The sequence below is a fragment of the Nocardia goodfellowii genome (assembly GCF_017875645.1).
Classification (GTDB): Bacteria; Actinomycetota; Actinomycetes; order Mycobacteriales; family Mycobacteriaceae; genus Nocardia; species Nocardia goodfellowii.
Genome location: NZ_JAGGMR010000001.1, coordinates 4,276,956 through 4,291,712, shown reverse-complemented (window position 1 = coordinate 4,291,712; position 14,757 = coordinate 4,276,956). Strand labels below are relative to the sequence as shown.

Here is a 14,757-nt window from a genome sequence, read left to right as displayed (position 1 = left end):
CAGCCCATCGCGCACCGGCGGTTGCGACGGCCGGGCGCCTCACCCGCGATGCTTCCGGAAGAAGGCGCGTACGTCCTCGACGAACAGACCCGGCTGCTCCATCACCGCGAAATGCCCGCCCTCGGTGTGCTCGGTGAAGTGCTCGAGGTAACCGCCGGGGTTCATCGCCGAGCGCATCACCGGGCTGGTGTTGAACACGGCCCAACCGGTGGGCACATTCGACGGGGCGACCCAATCCAGTCCCGAATGTTCGACCTCCCAGAGGAATTGGGCCGCGGTCGCGCCGCTGCCCGTGAACCAGTAAATGCTGATCGTGGCCAGCAACCGATCGCGATCCACCGATTCCTCCGGCGAGCGCGCCGGGTCGGTCCAGTTCTGGAACTTCTCGGCGATCCACGCGAGCTGAGCCACCGGCGAATCGGTCAGCGCCGGACCGATCGACTGCGGCCGATGCTGTTGCAGCACAAGATAACCCTGTTCCTGTGCCCACTTCGCCTGTTCGACCGCGATCAACGCCAGCTCGTCGTCGGTCAGATGCTCCGGCAGCGGAACCTGCTCCCCCATCAGCCCGAGCATCCCCCGATCGGTCACCACATGACTCGCGATCACCCGTTCCGGCAGCGTGGCCGCCAATCGCCCCGTGATCCCTGATCCGACATCGCTGCCCTGGGTGGCGAACCGCTCGTATCCGAGTCGGGTCATGAGTTCGGCGAGGGCCTCGGTGGTCCGCTTCATCTCCCACCCGGTGTCGGCCAGCGGTGTGGAGAACCCGAACCCCGGCAGCGACGGAATCACCACATGGAACGCGTCCGCCGCCGTACCGCCATAGGACCGGGGATCGGTCAGCGGGCCGATGACGTCGAGGAATTCGACCACGGTACTCGGGTAGCCGTGCACCAGCAGCAACGGCACCGCGGTCGGTTCCGCCGACCGCACATGGAAGAAGTGCGTCGGCTGCCCGTCGATCTCGGTGATGAACTGTGGGAAGGCATTCAATGCCGCCTCTTGCTCGCGCCAGTCGAACGATCCACCCCAGTACTCGGCCAGCTCGCGCAGATAGTTGCCGGGAATGCCGCGGCGCCAATCGTTTTCGGTCCCCGCGGGCAGCACCGGCCAGCGGGTCGCGGCCAGCCGCTGCCGCAACTCGTCGAGCTCGGCCTGCGGGATGTCGATCTGGAAGGGGCGGATCTGCGCTGTGTTCGTCATGAGCACCACTCTCCAGCGCAATGCGGAAAACTTCCTTCCGCATTCCGAAATCACGTCGGAAGAATTTGTGCGAGACTCGCCCGAGTGAGCAACCCCGATGACGCGGACGCGACCCGCCTGGCCACCGAATCGCTACGCCGCGGCGACCCCACCGGTTGGTTCGAGCAGCTGTAGGCCGAGGCCGCCGACGGGTCGGCGATCGTGCCGTGGGACGCCGCCGAACCCAACCCGCTGCTGGTCACGTGGATGGCACGGCACGCGGCGGAGGGGGCCGGGCGGCGCGCGCTCGTCATCGGCTGCGGGCTGGGCCGGGACGCCGAGTACATCGCCGCCCTCGGGTTTCGGACGACCGCGTTCGATATCTCCGAGACCGCTCTCGCGACCGCGCGGGCCCGCTTTCCCGAATCCACGGTCGAGTATGTGGTGGCCGACCTACTGGCCCCGCCCGCGGCCTGGATCAGCGGATACGACCTGGTGGTGGAGTCGATCACGGTGCAGTCGATGCCGCTGTCGGTCCGCGACCGGGCGACCGCGCGGGTTTCGAGCCTGGTGGCGCCGGGCGGCACATTGCTCGTCATCTCCGGTATCCGGGCCGAGGGGGCGCAGGTGGACGGGCCGCCGTGGCCGCTCACCCGATCCGAGATCGACGCCTTCGCCACCGAGGAGTTGAAACCGGTGCTGATCGAAGAGGTCCCACGTCCCGACGTGCCGGGCGTCGCCCGCTGGCGCGCGGTGTTCCAGCGCGCCTAGCGGCCGGCGCTGCCGCCGATGGCGAGATAGACGGTCATGAGGACGAACAGGAACCACCCCGCGCCCTGCCAGATCACCCAGTTCTTGCCGCGGCGGTAGGCGAGGTAGGTGATGACGAACGCGCCGAGGCCACCGAGCAGCAGGACCACGCCGGGCCCGAAGACGACGGCGACGCGGGAGCTGGTGTCGCAGAGCACGGCGTCCGCGCCCGAGCAGCGTTCCCGGGCGGCCGCCCACCAGTAGCTCAGAGCCGCCACCAGCACGGCGACACCGATCACCGAGAGACCATAGGTCGCGGCGCGGCGGTAGGTGTTGTCATCGGACCATCGTTTTTCGACGTCGTTGACCATGTCAGACCTCCTCGCGATGGATCGGAGCCTGCCTCTTTCTTCTTCCATCATGCCGACTCGCGCAACGTGCGCGGCGGCCCACGTCCGGACCGGGCGATTCCCGAATGCGGAAAGATATCCGCCGCGATCGGTGCGACGATCGGTGGGTGTTGGAAACATCGGCTCGCCTGCTGCGACTCCTCGGCCTGCTGCAACTGCGCCGCGATTGGACCGGGCCCGCGCTGGCGGAGCGGCTGGCGGTATCCACGCGCACGATCCGGACCGATATCGAGCGATTGCGGACGCTCGGGTATCCGGTGGAGGCGACCCCGGGGGCGGCGGGCGGCTATCGGCTGGGGGCCGGAAACTCGCTGCCGCCGCTGCTGTTGGACGACGACGAGGCGGTCGCGGTGGCCGTCGGACTGGCGACGGCGGCCAATGGCGCGGTGACCGGGATCGAGGAGACCTCGGTGCGGGCGCTCGCGAAACTCGAGCAGGTGCTGCCGTCGCGGTTGCGGCACCGGGTGCGAGCGCTGACCTCCGCCACGGTGCACGTGCCGGCCGGGCCGCGGCAAACAGTCGACGCGACGGTGCTGACGGCGATCGCCGCGGCCATCCGGGCAAGCGAGCGATTGCGGTTCGATTACGAATCATATTCCGGCGCCGGGACTTCCGGGACGATCTCGCGGCGTGATGTGGAACCGCATCGGCTGGCGCACTGGCGCGGGCACTGGTATCTCGTCGCCTGGGATACCGGGCGACGGGATTGGCGGACGTTCCGGGCCGATCGGATGACACCGCGCACGCCGAACGGCCCCCGGTTCACCGCCCGGTCGTTACCCGAAACCGAAGTGGCGGAACGCGTTCAGCGCGGCGTGGGGTCGGCGATGTGGCGGTACCGGGCGCGCGTACGGTTCGCGGCCCCGGCCGCCGAGGTGCGAGCCCACCTGCCGCCCGCCGTGACCATAGCACCGGACGGGCCGAATCATTGTGTAGCGCAGGTGGGTTCGGATACGGCGCAGCAGCTGACCCTGTACCTGGGGCTGCTCGACTTGGATTTCGAAGTACTCGACGCACCGGAACTCGCCGCGCAACTGCGGGCCACCGCGGCACGATTCCTGCGCGCGGCGGGAGCGAAATAGACGGCGACCGCCGGGTGCTGTTGACACGAACAGCGATATCCCCGGTCGAGCGGCCATTATCGGGAACCGATGCGGCCGCTGGGCCGGGGATATCCATCAGAGATTTCTCACCGTGGTGACACCATCATTGGTTGGCACCTGCGATACCGCCGATGATCCCGCCGATGATGCAGCCCGGTATCGCGCCCACGAAGACGAACAGCAAGCCGATCAGGAACCCGATGGCACACCCGATCAGGACGCCCGCCACCGTGGTGCCCGCGTCACCGATATTCTGCAGATCCGGTTGCGCGGCCGGGGCGTTGACCGGAGTCAACGTCAGGGTAGTCGCAGCCGGATCGAGCTGCGGGGTGACCTGCACCTGCCCCGCCGCGGAGTGCAGCGTGGTAGGTACCGAGGCCAGGACCGCGCCGTCGGGCGCGATCACGGTGATGCCCTCCGGCCTGAGCTCGAATTTGCCCGAGGCCAAGCTGAGGGTCGCGGCCGAGTTGTCCGGCGCGACCGCGGCGACGTACTCGACGCCACGGTCGGACCCGTTGAACGTCTGTGGCGTGGGCGCGCCGTGGGCGGTGGCCGCGGTGACGCCGGTCGCAGCGGCGGTCAATACTGCTGCCGCTACAAACTTTCTGAGCTTCATAAGATTATCCAATCATCCAGCCGCATCGATTCTGGTACCCCGAGATACGGACATGAGATGCAATAATCATGCGCCTTCACCGCAATGGATGTGACGGAATGAGGCCACCAGAAGTGGGGGATTGATTTCTCCCCGTGCGGAATTCAAAATTGGCCACTCGGTGCTGTCGAGAATCCTTTGCCGCCAAGAAAACCGACGCGTCGCTTTGTTGTGCGGCACCACGCTATTCCAGCTCGCCCTCGGTTTCCAGATATGCCTGACGCAAGCGATCCAGCGTCTCCCGCTCCGGGGCCGCCCACATGCCCCGCTCCGCCGCCTCCAGCAGGCGCTCGGTGATCCCGTGCAGCGCCCATGGGTTCGACTGCTCCATGAATTTGCGGTTCACCTCGTCGAAAACGTAACTCTCGGTGAGCTTCTCGTACATCCAATCGGCGACCACGTCGGTGGTGGCGTCGTAGCCGAACAGATAGTCGACGGTGGCGGCCATCTCGAAAGCGCCCTTGTAGCCGTGCCGGCGCATGGCCTCCAGCCAGCGCGGGTTCACCACGCGGGCGCGGAATACGCGTGCGGTCTCCTCGGACAGGGTGCGCGTGCGTACCGCGTCCGGGCGGGTGCTGTCGCCGATGTAGGCCTCCGGGTTCTTGCCCGTCAGCGCGCGCACCGTGGCGACCATGCCGCCGTGGTACTGGAAATAGTCGTCGGAGTCGGCGATATCGTGCTCGCGGGTGTCGGTGTTCTTGGCGGCCACCGCGATCCGCTTGTAGGCGGTACGCATGTCCGCGGCGGCGGGCGCGCCGTCCAGATCGCGGCCGTAGGCGAAACCGCCCCAGGCGGTATACACCTGCGCGAGGTCGTCATCGGTGCGCCAGCTCTTGGAATCGATGAGCTGCAACAGTCCCGCGCCGTAGGTGCCGGGCTTGGAGCCGAAGATACGGGTCGTGGCCCGGCGCCGGTCGCCGTGCTCGGCCAGATCCGACTGAGCGTGCGCGCGAACGTAATTCGACTCGGCCGGCTCGTCCAGGTCGGCGACCAGTTGAACGGCGTCGTCGAGCAGGGCCAGTACATGCGGGAAAGCGTCGCGGAAGAAGCCGCTGATGCGCACGGTGACATCGATGCGCGGACGGTTCAGCTCGTCCAGCGCGATCACCTCGAGGTCGGTGACGCGGCGGCTGGCCTCGTCCCACACCGGGCGCACCCCGAGCAGGGCGAGGACCTCGGCGATATCGTCGCCGGAGGTGCGCATCGCCGAGGTGCCCCACACCGAAAGACCCACTGAGCGCGGGTATTCGCCGTGATCGGCGAGATAGCGCTCCAGCAGCGAGTCGGCCATGGCCTGGCCGGTCTCCCAGGCCAGCCGGGACGGGACGGCCTTGGGATCGACGGAGTAGAAGTTGCGTCCCGTCGGCAAGACATTGATCAGGCCGCGCAGCGGCGAACCGCTGGGCCCGGCCGGGATGAAGCCGCCGTCGAGGGCGTGCAACACCCTCTCGATCTCGATGCCGGTCTGACGCAGGCGCGGCACCACCTCGGTGGCCGCGAAACGCAGCACCGAGGCGACCGCGGCCAGCCGATCCGAATCCACTGCCGCCGTTGGGTTGTCGGAGACAGACGCGTCGCCGCCCGGCTCGCCGGGCGTTCGGTGGCCGTCCAGGATCGCGGTCGCGAAGTCCGCGACGAGCCGGTCGACCGCACCGGCGGACCACCCCTCGCCCTGCAGTGCGCCCAGCAGTTCGCGCGCTCGCGCCTCGACCACGTCGACCCGGCCGCGCACCTCGTCGCCGGACTCGCTGAGTCCCAGCGCTTCTCGCAGGCCCGGCACGTTCTGCTCACCGCCCCACAGCTGGCGGGCGCGCAGCATGGCCAGCACCAGGTCCAGTTCGGTCTCGCCCACCGGGGCCTGCCCGAGCACGTGCAGGCCGTCGCGGATCTGCACATCCTTGATCTCGCACAGCCAGCCGTCGACATGCAGCAGCATGTCGTCGAAGACGTCCTCGTCCGGGCGGTCGGTCAGCCCCAGATCGTGGTCCATCTTGGCCGCGCGCATCAGCGTCCAGATCTGCTGGCGGATGGCGGGCAGCTTGGCCGGATCCAAGGTGGAGATATTGGAGTGCTCGTCGAGCAGTTGTTCCAGCCGGGAGATGTCGCCGTAGCTTTCGGCGCGCGCCATCGGCGGAATCAGATGGTCGACGAGGGTGGCGTGCGCGCGGCGCTTGGCCTGGGTGCCCTCGCCGGGATCGTTGACCAGGAACGGGTAGATCAACGGCAGCTCGCCGAGGGCGGCGTCGGTGCCGCAGGAGGCGGACATACCGAGGGTCTTGCCGGGCAGCCACTCCAGGTTGCCGTGCTTGCCGAGATGCACCATGGCGTCGGCGCCGAAACCCTCCGGTGCGCTGAGCCATCGGTAGGCGGCCAAGTAGTGGTGGCTGGGCGGCAGATCGGGATCGTGATAGATGGCGACCGGGTTCTCACCGAAACCCCGGGGCGGCTGCACCATCAGCACCACATTGCCGAAACGCAGTGCGGCGATGACGATTTCGCCCGCGGGATCCTGCGACCGGTCGACATACAGCTCGCCGGGCGGCGGCCCCCAGGCTTCGACGACCGCCTCGCGCAGATCCTCGGGCAAGCACTCGAACCACGTGGTGTAGACGGCGGCGCCGATGCGAATCGGGTTGCCCTCCAACTGTTCCGCGGTGAGCCAGTCCGGATCCTGGCCGCCCGCGGCGATGAGCGCGTGGATCAGCGCGTCACCGTCTTGTTCCGCCAGACCGGGGATCTCGCCGGGTTCGCCGAGGTCGTAACCGGCGCTGCGCATGTCGGTGAGCAGCCGGATCGCACTGGCCGGGGTGTCCAGGCCGACGGCGTTGCCGATGCGGGCGTGCTTGGTCGGGTAGGCCGACAGCATGAGCGCGATTCGCTTGTCCGCGTTCGGAATGCGGCGCAGCCGGGCGTGCCGGACCGCGATACCCGCCACCCGGGCGGCGCGCTCGGCGTCGGGCACGTAGGTGGTCAGGCCGTCGGCGTCGAACTCCTTGAACGAGAACGGCACCGTGATGATCCGCCCGTCGAACTCCGGCACCGCCACCTGGGTCGCGACGTCCAGCGGTGACAACCCGTCGTCGTTGGCTGCCCACTGGGCACGCCCGCTGGTCAGGCACAGACCCTGCAGGATCGGCACATCCAGCTCGGCGAGGGCCGCCACGTCCCAGGCCCCGTCGTCACCTCCGGCCGACGCGTTCGCGGGTTTGGTGCCGCCCGCCGCCAGCACGGTGACCACGAGGGCATCCGCGGTGCGGAGGGCATCGAGAAGTCCGGGTTCGGCGGTGCGCAGCGAGGCGCAGTAGAGCGGCAGGGCTTTCGCGCCCGCGCGTTCGATCGCACCACACAGGGCGTCGACGTAACCGGTGTTCCCGGCCAGGTGCTGGGCGCGGTAATACACGACCGCCACCGTCGGACCGTCGACCGCGGCGGCGTCACGTTCCAGCTCGCCCCAGCTGGGCAGCTGCACCGGCGGCTCGAAACCGTGACCGGTCAGCAGCACCGTGTCGGACAGGAAGTTGTGCAGCTGACGCAGATTCTCCGCACCGCCGGCCGCCAGATAGTTGTGCGCGTCGGCCGCGACACCGCCGGGCACCGTCGAGCACTCCATCAGCTCCGCGTCGGGCGCGATCTCGCCGCCGAGGGCGACCATCGGAATCCCGCTGGCGCGCACCACTTCCAAACCGTCTTCCCAGGCGCGCTTGCCGCCGAGGATCCGCACGATCACCAGATCGGCCCCCTCGAGCAGATCCGAGAGGTCGCCGGAACTACCTCCCGTCGCTTCGCTCGCCCTGGAACCACCCCCCGTCGCTTCGCTCGCCCCGGAACCACCCCCCGTCGCTTCGCTCCCCCTGACGAGCAACCGGGCCGGATTGCCCCAGCGGTAGTCCGCGCCGCTGGCGCGGGCGCTGAGCAGGTCGGTGTCGGAGGTGGACAGCAGCAGAATCACAGGAGACGGCCTTCCTCGGGTTACGCGCCCGATGGTGGGTTGCTGCTCGTCCCGGTAGGACGGCAGCCAGCGTGCTGGCGGGGTGGGTTAGCACAGAGGGTCTGGCTGTTTCAGTGGCGCGACCGCACCGGGATTGCACCGGTTTCCTCGTCGCCCGCCGAGCACCCAGATGCTACCCAGCGGCCTGCGGCGCGCCGAGGCCGGATGCACGGGTCTGTCGAGTTCGCCTCGAGATCAGGCCCGGACGCCTAGGCTCACCCGTCGTGGAACTGATTGCGCACGACTCGGATTCGGTGCCCGCGCCGATCGGCGGCTACACCAACGGCTTGGAGGTGGCCGAGGCCACCCGCCTGCTGTTCGTCAGCGGCCAGATCCCGGAGGACCGGTCCGGCGCCGTGCCCACCGATCCCGCGGAACAATGCCGGCTCATCTGGGCCAATATCGTGGCGACGCTCTCGCAGGCGGGCATGGCCACCACCAATATCGTGAAGGTGACGACCTATCTGAGCGAGCGTTCGCTGGCCGATGTCAACACCAAGATCCGTCAAGACGTCCTCGGCGACCATCAGCCGGCCCTGACCGTCGTGATCGCCGAGATCTTCGACACGGCCTGGTTGCTGGAGATCGAAGTGATCGCCGCCGCCTAGTTCTGCGCGGCGAGCCGCCACAGCGAGGTGACCTCCTGGCTCCGCGCCGCGTGCAGCGGGTCCGTGACGTCGGCGGCGCGCGGGTGGCGCGGGGAGGTGTCGTCTCTGGCTACGATGCGTAGTCCCGCGTTGTCGATGCGGGCCAGCAGCTCGGCGCGGGTCCGCAGTCCGAGATGTTCCGCGAGGTCGGACAGCACCAGCCAGCCCTCGCCCCGCGGCGTGAGGTGCTCGGTGAGACCGTCCAGGAATCGATGCAGCATGCCGGAATCCGCGTCGTACACACCGAGTTCGAGGTCCGAGGTCGGCCGCGCGGGAATCCAGGGCGGGTTGCACAGGACCACGTCCGCGCGCCCACTCGTCCACAGGTCGGCCTCGACGACCCGAACCCGGTCGGCCAGACCGAGCCGGTCCGAATTCGTTCGGGCGCACGCCACCGCGCGGCGATTGATATCGGTAGCGACGACCTGGGCGCCCCGCCGGGCGAGGACGGCGGCGAGTACCCCGGTGCCGGTACCGAGGTCGAATACGCGCGGCTCGGCGACACCCGTCGGCCACGGCGCCCGCGCGACGAGATCGATGTACTCGCCGCGGATCGGCGAGAAGACACCGTAATCGGGGAATACGCGTGCGCCCAACGCGGCGACCTCGACACCCTTCTGGTGCCATTGGTAGGCGCTGAGCACGCCCAGGAGTTCGGGCAGCGACACGCACATCTCCCCGGCCGCGCTGCCGTACGCGTGCGCGCACGCCGCTCGCACATCGGGCGCACGGCGCAGATCCAGCGAGTGGTCGGGCTCGAGTCGCACCAAGAGTTTTCCGAGCAGGTCGGCACGCTCGGCGCGCTCGGCCCGATGAGCGAGGAACAGGGTGGCCGGATCGTCTCCGACCGGCGCCTTGCGACGCCTGCGATCGAACAGCCGCTCCATGGCCCGCATGAGTTGACGAGCATTGTGAAAGTCGCCTCGCCACAGCAGCCCGGTACCCGCCCGGGCCAGGCGATAGGCGGATTTCGCCGTCGTGCGATCGTCGACTACGACGACCTCGGCGGGCGGCGGCGCGGCATTCTCCGAATGCCAGGGAGCGGTACGGGCCGATCCGTTTTCGGTCCAGCGGATGGTGGGCATGAGTGCTCCATGGTCGCACGGCGCCCCGATCAGGTCAGATCCGCGTTCCCGTCGACAACCTTCAGCAGGTAATGGAATTTGCTGACCCGCCAGCCCTGCGGCGTGCGTTGCGCGCCGAGCTCGTAGCTGCCCACGAAGGTGCGCGTCGTGCCGTTGGCCGCGGAATTCCGCACGTGCACAGCGATCGCGTCGGCGTGCGCGGTGGCGGTGTCGCCGTCCAGCTCGATCAGATAGTTGCCCGCCTGATGGTGCACGGCGTCCAGCGCGCCGAGGCCCTCGCGCCAGTCGGCCACGATGTCGGCGGCGGGGCGCTCCCCGACCGACCCGCCGAACCCGCCGTCGAAATCCACCTTCTCGGTGAACACGACGCCGACCAAGTCGTCCCAGCGCCGCTGATCGCAGTAGACGAACATCCGGGTGAACACTTCGGTAATCGCGAAACGGTCTGCGAGACCGGCAGTTTCGAGCATGGCCTGGACTCTACCGAGGTCCGGCCGTGCGGGCGAACAGGAAGTCGTCGACGATGCGGGCGCAGTCGGCCGGGGTGACCTGGCCGATGCCGGTGAGTTTGGTGAACACCAGCGGGCCGACCAGCTGGGCCAGTGCCGAACCGACATCGAGGTCGCGCAGCAATTCCTGAGCTTCCGGGGTGTCCAGCACCTGATCGAACGGCACGCTGTATTGGTCGATGAGACGCTGGCGCAGCGCGTTGAGAGTGGGGGCGTCGGCGGAATCGGTGCCGGTCGCCAGCCAGGCCAGCGTCGTCACCTGCAATGGCGCGTCGCGGATCACGGCGAACTGGCGTTCCAGCAGGGCGATCAGGCGATCGCGCAGCGGTCCCGGTTCCGGTGTCTCGACCGCCGGCGGCAGGAGTCGTTCGATGGTCGCGGCCCGCAGTTGCACGGCGTTGTCGAAATGCCGGTAGAGGGTGGTCTTGGCGACCTTCGACAGCTTGGTCACGGCCTCGACGGTGATCGCTTCCAGCCCACCGGATTCCAGCAGCGCGGTGGCGGCGTCGAGCAGCCGGGTGCGGGACCGTAGTCGCCGCGGGTCGACATCGTTGTCGTCGGTCGCGCTCATGTCCGCAGAGCATTCCTCTCGTCGAGGGCTATCGCCACCCACATTACTTGTGCTACTACTAGTAGCGTAACGATACGGATAGTAGCGGAGCTCTGATGCGCACCACCCGAACCATCCGATCCGGACTCTCGGCGGCGCAACGCCGGCTGATCGTACTGTCCTGCCTCGCAGTGACATTGGTCATCGCCTCGATGGCGGCGCTGTACACCGCGCTGCCCGAGGTAGCCGCGGCCACCGGCGCCAGTCAGCGTCAGCTGACCTGGATCGTGGACGGCTACACGCTCACCCTGGCCTGCCTCGTGCTGCCCGCCGGCGCCCTCGGCGACCGGTTCGGGCGGCGAAAGATGTTGATCGGCGGCCTGATCGCGTTCTCCATCGCCTCGGCGGTGCCGCTGATACTCGACGACCCGGTCTGGTTGATCGCCGCCCGTGCGGCCGCCGGTGCCGGCGCCGCACTGGTCATGCCGTCGACGCTGTCGCTGCTCACCGCCGGTTTCCCCGCGGATCGGCGCGGCGCGGCAGTCGGGCTGTGGGCCGGAATCGCCGGTGCCGGAGCAGTTCTCGGCATCATCGGGTCCGGATTGCTGCTGGCCCAGTGGTCTTGGGTGTCGATCTTCGTCGCGATGACGGTGGCCGGGCTCGTGCTCAGCCTCGCGGCGTTCACCGTGCCGGAATCGCTGGATCAGGAACGGCCCCCGCTGGATCCGCTCGGCGGGCTCACCGCCGCGCTCGCGGTCGGCATGGTGGTGGTCGCGGCGATCGAAGCCCCCGAGCGAGGCTGGCTCGACCCACTGGTGCTGGGACTGTTCGGCGGCGGACTGATCGCGGCCGCGATCTTCACGCTGATCGAATTACGGGTCGCCAAACCGATGCTGGATGTGCGGTTGTTCGCCGATCGCGGATTCGGCAGCGGCACCGCCTCGATCACCATCCAATTCCTGATCTCGTTCGGCACCTTCATGGTGCTGGTGCAGTTCCTGCAACTCATCCTCGGTTATTCGCCCCTCATGTCGGCCGTCGCGATCGCCCCGATGGTGGTGCCGATGGTGGCGCTGTCCGCGGTCGCCCCGTGGCTGGCCGACCGGATCGGCTTGCGCTGGACGACCCTGACCGGTCTGACCGTGCTCGGTGCGGCGATGCTGGTGATGTCGCGGCTCGACATCGACGCCGGCTACCTCGATGCCCTGTGGCCGCTGCTGATCATGAGCGCCGGGCTCGGCCTGTGCAGCGCGCCCGCGACGACCGCGATCATCGCCGGCACACCCCCGGAGAAGCACGGCGTCGCGGCCGCGGTCAATGACGCGGCACGCGAAGTCGGCGCCGCTGTCGGCATCGCCATCATGGGCAGCCTGCTCGCCGCCGGGTACAGCGACCGCATCACCCCCGCGCTACCCCGACTCCCCGAAGCGGCCCGCGAACCCGTCCGCGATTCCCTCGCCGCCGCCCTCCAGGTCGCCGAACGCGCCGGCCCGCAAGCACAACCGCTGGCGGACTTCGCCAAGGACGCGTTCATGCACGGCGTGCAGCAGGCCGCACTGGTGGTCGGCTGCCTGACCCTGATCGCAGCGCTCCTGATCTCGGTCTGGGCCCCAGGACGCCGCCCAGCCCCCGGCCCCGAACCTGCAACCGACCCGGAACCGGTCACGGCGGGAAAGCCGACGTCGAGCTGAGCGAGTTGTGGGCCGGTTGATCTGGGGCCACCGGTAGCCCAGGCTCTACCGGCGGGCCGACCCGGGTCGGTCGGAGATGACGCTTGTGTTCATCGGTTGTTCGCTTGGGCCGCGGGATAGATACCTGTCAATATAGACGTATGTCGAAGTCGAAGCTGCCGATCACCCCGGTGCAGGAGTGCTCGGCCGCGCCGATCGTGCGCGCACCGTTGACCGAAACGACCGCCGCCGAGCTGGCGAGCGTGTTCAAGGCGCTCTCCGATCCGGTGCGGTTGCGGCTGCTCAGCACGATCGCCTCCCGCGAAGGCCAGGAAGCCTGCGTGTGCGATCTGTCCGAAGGCATCGATGTCACCCAGCCGACGATCTCCCACCACCTCAAGGTGTTGCGCGAGGCCGGATTGCTCGACAGTGAACGCCGCGCCTCCTGGGTGTATTACCGGGTGATCCCCGAAGCGCTGCAACGTCTTTCGGCGGTGCTGCTGGTGGAAAGCGGCGCCGCGAGCGAGGTCCTCGCGTGAGCGTCGAGACCGCACATCCCGGCCACGGTGTCGTCGCCGAGCTGTCCACCCTGGACCGGTTCCTGCCGGTGTGGATCGGTGTCGCGATGGCCGCCGGGCTGCTGCTGGGCCGCCTGGTCCCCGGCCTCGGTGACGCCCTGAGCACCGTCGAGATAGACGGCATCTCGCTGCCGATCGCTCTCGGGCTGCTGATCATGATGTATCCGGTGCTGGCCAAGGTCCGCTATGACCGCCTCGATACCGTCACCGGCGACCGCAAACTCCTCATCGGCTCGCTGATGTTGAACTGGGTGCTGGGCCCGGCGCTGATGTTCGCCCTGGCCTGGCTGCTGCTGCCCGATCTCGCCGAATACCGCACCGGATTGATCATCGTCGGGCTCGCCCGCTGCATCGCGATGGTCATCATCTGGAACGACCTGGCCTGCGGTGACCGCGAAGCCGCCGCCGTGCTGGTGGCATTGAACTCGATCTTCCAAGTCATCATGTTCGCGGTACTGGGCTGGTTCTACCTCTCGGTCCTGCCCGGCTGGCTCGGTCTGGAACAGACCACCATCGACACCTCGCCGTGGCAGATCGCGAAATCGGTGCTGATCTTCCTCGGCATACCACTGCTGGCCGGATACCTGACCCGGCGCTTCGGCGAACAAGCCAAGGGCCGTGAATGGTACGAGTCGAAACTGCTGCCCACCATCGGCCCGTGGGCCCTCTACGGGCTGCTGTTCACGATCGTGATCCTGTTCGCACTGCAAGGAAAACAGATCACCTCCCAACCCCTGGATGTGGTGCGCATCGCCATCCCGCTGCTGGTCTACTTCGCCCTGATGTGGGGCGGCGGCTACGCACTCGGTGCTGTCATGGGTTTGGGATATGAACGCACCACCACGCTGGCGTTCACCGCGGCGGGCAACAACTTCGAACTCGCCATCGCCGTCGCGATCGCCACCTACGGGGCCACCTCCGGCCAGGCACTCGCCGGAGTCGTCGGCCCGCTCATCGAGGTCCCCGTCCTCGTCGGACTTGTCTATGTCTCACTCGCCCTGCGCAAACGATTCGAGCCCACGTCCACCACACCGGCCGCGCTGCCGTGAGGACACCGTCAGCGCCGTTCGGCTGCGTCGACGCGACAGGCCAGAGCGGTATCGACTCGACATCACCGCGCACTGCTCACTAGCTATACCGAAAGGCCTATCCCGCAATGGCTTCCAAGCCCAGCGTCTTGTTCGTCTGCGTCCATAACGCCGGACGCTCCCAGATGGCACAAGGCTTCCTCACCCACCTCGCCGGCGACACCATCGAAGCCCGCTCCGCCGGTTCGGCGCCCGCCGAGACCCTCAACCCGGCCGCCGTGGAAGCCATGCGCGAGGTCGGCATCGACATCACCGCACAGGCCCCGAAAATACTGACTCCCGACACCGTCGAGTCCTCCACTGTCGTCATCACCATGGGGTGTGGAGATGCCTGCCCGTACTTCCCGGGCGTGGACTACCGCGACTGGAAACTCGACGACCCGGCAGGCCAGGGGATCGAAGCGGTGCGCCCCATCCGCGACCGAATCCGGGACCACGTCGAGAAGCTGATCTTCGAACTCGCGGGGTCGCCGAGCTGAACCGAGCAGTCTGCCGACCAGCGAAATCCAGTAGCCCAAGTAAGGCGCGAGCTTTGGGCC

The 14,757-nt window shown here is 68.2% G+C and carries 14 protein-coding genes; 7 read left to right on the top strand and 7 right to left on the bottom strand.

Annotation, left to right across the window (positions count from 1 at the left end):
- Positions 1-39: 39 nt before the first annotated feature.
- Positions 40-1,206, bottom strand: coding sequence for an epoxide hydrolase family protein (locus BJ987_RS19705; RefSeq protein WP_209892100.1), 1,167 nt, complete (start codon positions 1,204-1,206; stop codon positions 40-42).
- A 201-nt stretch (positions 1,207-1,407) separates the two neighbouring features.
- Between BJ987_RS19705 and BJ987_RS19700 the strand changes: the two genes are divergently transcribed.
- The gene (locus BJ987_RS19700) at positions 1,408-1,956 is read left to right on the top strand and encodes a class I SAM-dependent methyltransferase (protein ID WP_307869682.1); all 549 of its coding nucleotides are present in this window, start codon (positions 1,408-1,410) and stop codon (positions 1,954-1,956) included.
- Here BJ987_RS19700 and BJ987_RS19695 read toward each other — a convergent pair.
- Positions 1,953-2,306, bottom strand: coding sequence for a hypothetical protein (locus BJ987_RS19695; RefSeq protein WP_209892098.1), 354 nt, complete (start codon positions 2,304-2,306; stop codon positions 1,953-1,955). The genes BJ987_RS19700 and BJ987_RS19695 overlap by 4 nt on opposite strands.
- A 146-nt stretch (positions 2,307-2,452) precedes the next feature.
- On the opposite strand from BJ987_RS19695, the gene BJ987_RS19690 reads away from it, so the two are divergent.
- Entirely contained in the window at positions 2,453-3,427 is a 975-nt protein-coding gene (locus tag BJ987_RS19690; protein WP_209892096.1) for a helix-turn-helix transcriptional regulator, read from the top strand.
- Positions 3,428-3,551: 124 nt separating this feature from the next.
- Here BJ987_RS19690 and BJ987_RS19685 read toward each other — a convergent pair whose 3' ends face one another.
- Together BJ987_RS19685 and cobN are read right to left on the bottom strand one after the other, a co-directional pair.
- Positions 3,552-4,064, bottom strand: coding sequence for a DUF8020 domain-containing protein (locus BJ987_RS19685; protein WP_209892094.1), 513 nt, complete (start codon positions 4,062-4,064; stop codon positions 3,552-3,554).
- 223 nt (positions 4,065-4,287) lie between these two features.
- Positions 4,288-8,052 (bottom strand): cobaltochelatase subunit CobN, encoded by a 3,765-nt coding sequence (cobN, locus tag BJ987_RS19680; protein WP_209892091.1) that lies wholly within the window; start codon positions 8,050-8,052, stop codon positions 4,288-4,290.
- 263 nt (positions 8,053-8,315) lie between these two features.
- On the opposite strand from cobN, the gene BJ987_RS19675 reads away from it, so the two are divergent.
- On the top strand, positions 8,316-8,699 hold the full coding sequence (locus tag BJ987_RS19675) for a RidA family protein (protein ID WP_209892088.1): 384 nt from the start codon (positions 8,316-8,318) through the stop codon (positions 8,697-8,699).
- Here the strand turns inward: BJ987_RS19675 and BJ987_RS19670 are convergent.
- The 3 genes from BJ987_RS19670 to BJ987_RS19660 are packed head-to-tail and all read right to left on the bottom strand — an operon-like array spanning position 8,696 to position 10,903.
- Complete coding sequence (locus BJ987_RS19670; RefSeq protein ID WP_209892085.1) at positions 8,696-9,823, bottom strand: methyltransferase; 1,128 nt, start codon at positions 9,821-9,823, stop codon at positions 8,696-8,698. The two genes, BJ987_RS19675 and BJ987_RS19670, sit on opposite strands and share 4 nt — an antisense overlap.
- Positions 9,824-9,852: 29 nt before the next feature.
- Complete coding sequence (locus BJ987_RS19665; protein ID WP_209892082.1) at positions 9,853-10,293, bottom strand: nuclear transport factor 2 family protein; 441 nt, start codon at positions 10,291-10,293, stop codon at positions 9,853-9,855.
- A gap of 10 nt (positions 10,294-10,303) precedes the next feature.
- Positions 10,304-10,903 carry a TetR/AcrR family transcriptional regulator gene (locus BJ987_RS19660; protein ID WP_209892079.1) on the bottom strand — a complete coding sequence of 200 codons (600 nt, stop codon included), beginning with the start codon at positions 10,901-10,903 and terminating at the stop codon, positions 10,304-10,306.
- Positions 10,904-10,998: 95 nt separating this feature from the next.
- On the opposite strand from BJ987_RS19660, the gene BJ987_RS19655 reads away from it, so the two are divergent.
- The 4 genes from BJ987_RS19655 (at position 10,999) to BJ987_RS19640 (ending at position 14,697) form a co-directional block, all read left to right on the top strand.
- A complete protein-coding gene (locus BJ987_RS19655; protein WP_209892076.1) occupies positions 10,999-12,573 on the top strand; it encodes an MFS transporter in 1,575 nt (524 codons plus the stop codon).
- 140 nt (positions 12,574-12,713) lie between these two features.
- Positions 12,714-13,091 carry an ArsR/SmtB family transcription factor gene (locus tag BJ987_RS19650; protein ID WP_209892074.1) on the top strand — a complete coding sequence of 126 codons (378 nt, stop codon included), beginning with the start codon at positions 12,714-12,716 and terminating at the stop codon, positions 13,089-13,091.
- Positions 13,088-14,179, top strand: coding sequence for an ACR3 family arsenite efflux transporter (arsB, locus tag BJ987_RS19645; protein ID WP_209892071.1), 1,092 nt, complete (start codon positions 13,088-13,090; stop codon positions 14,177-14,179). Before BJ987_RS19650 ends, arsB begins: the two co-directional genes overlap by 4 nt.
- Positions 14,180-14,286: 107 nt before the next feature.
- Positions 14,287-14,697 (top strand): arsenate reductase ArsC, encoded by a 411-nt coding sequence (locus BJ987_RS19640; RefSeq protein ID WP_209892068.1) that lies wholly within the window; start codon positions 14,287-14,289, stop codon positions 14,695-14,697.
- The last annotated feature ends 60 nt before the right edge of the window (positions 14,698-14,757 follow it).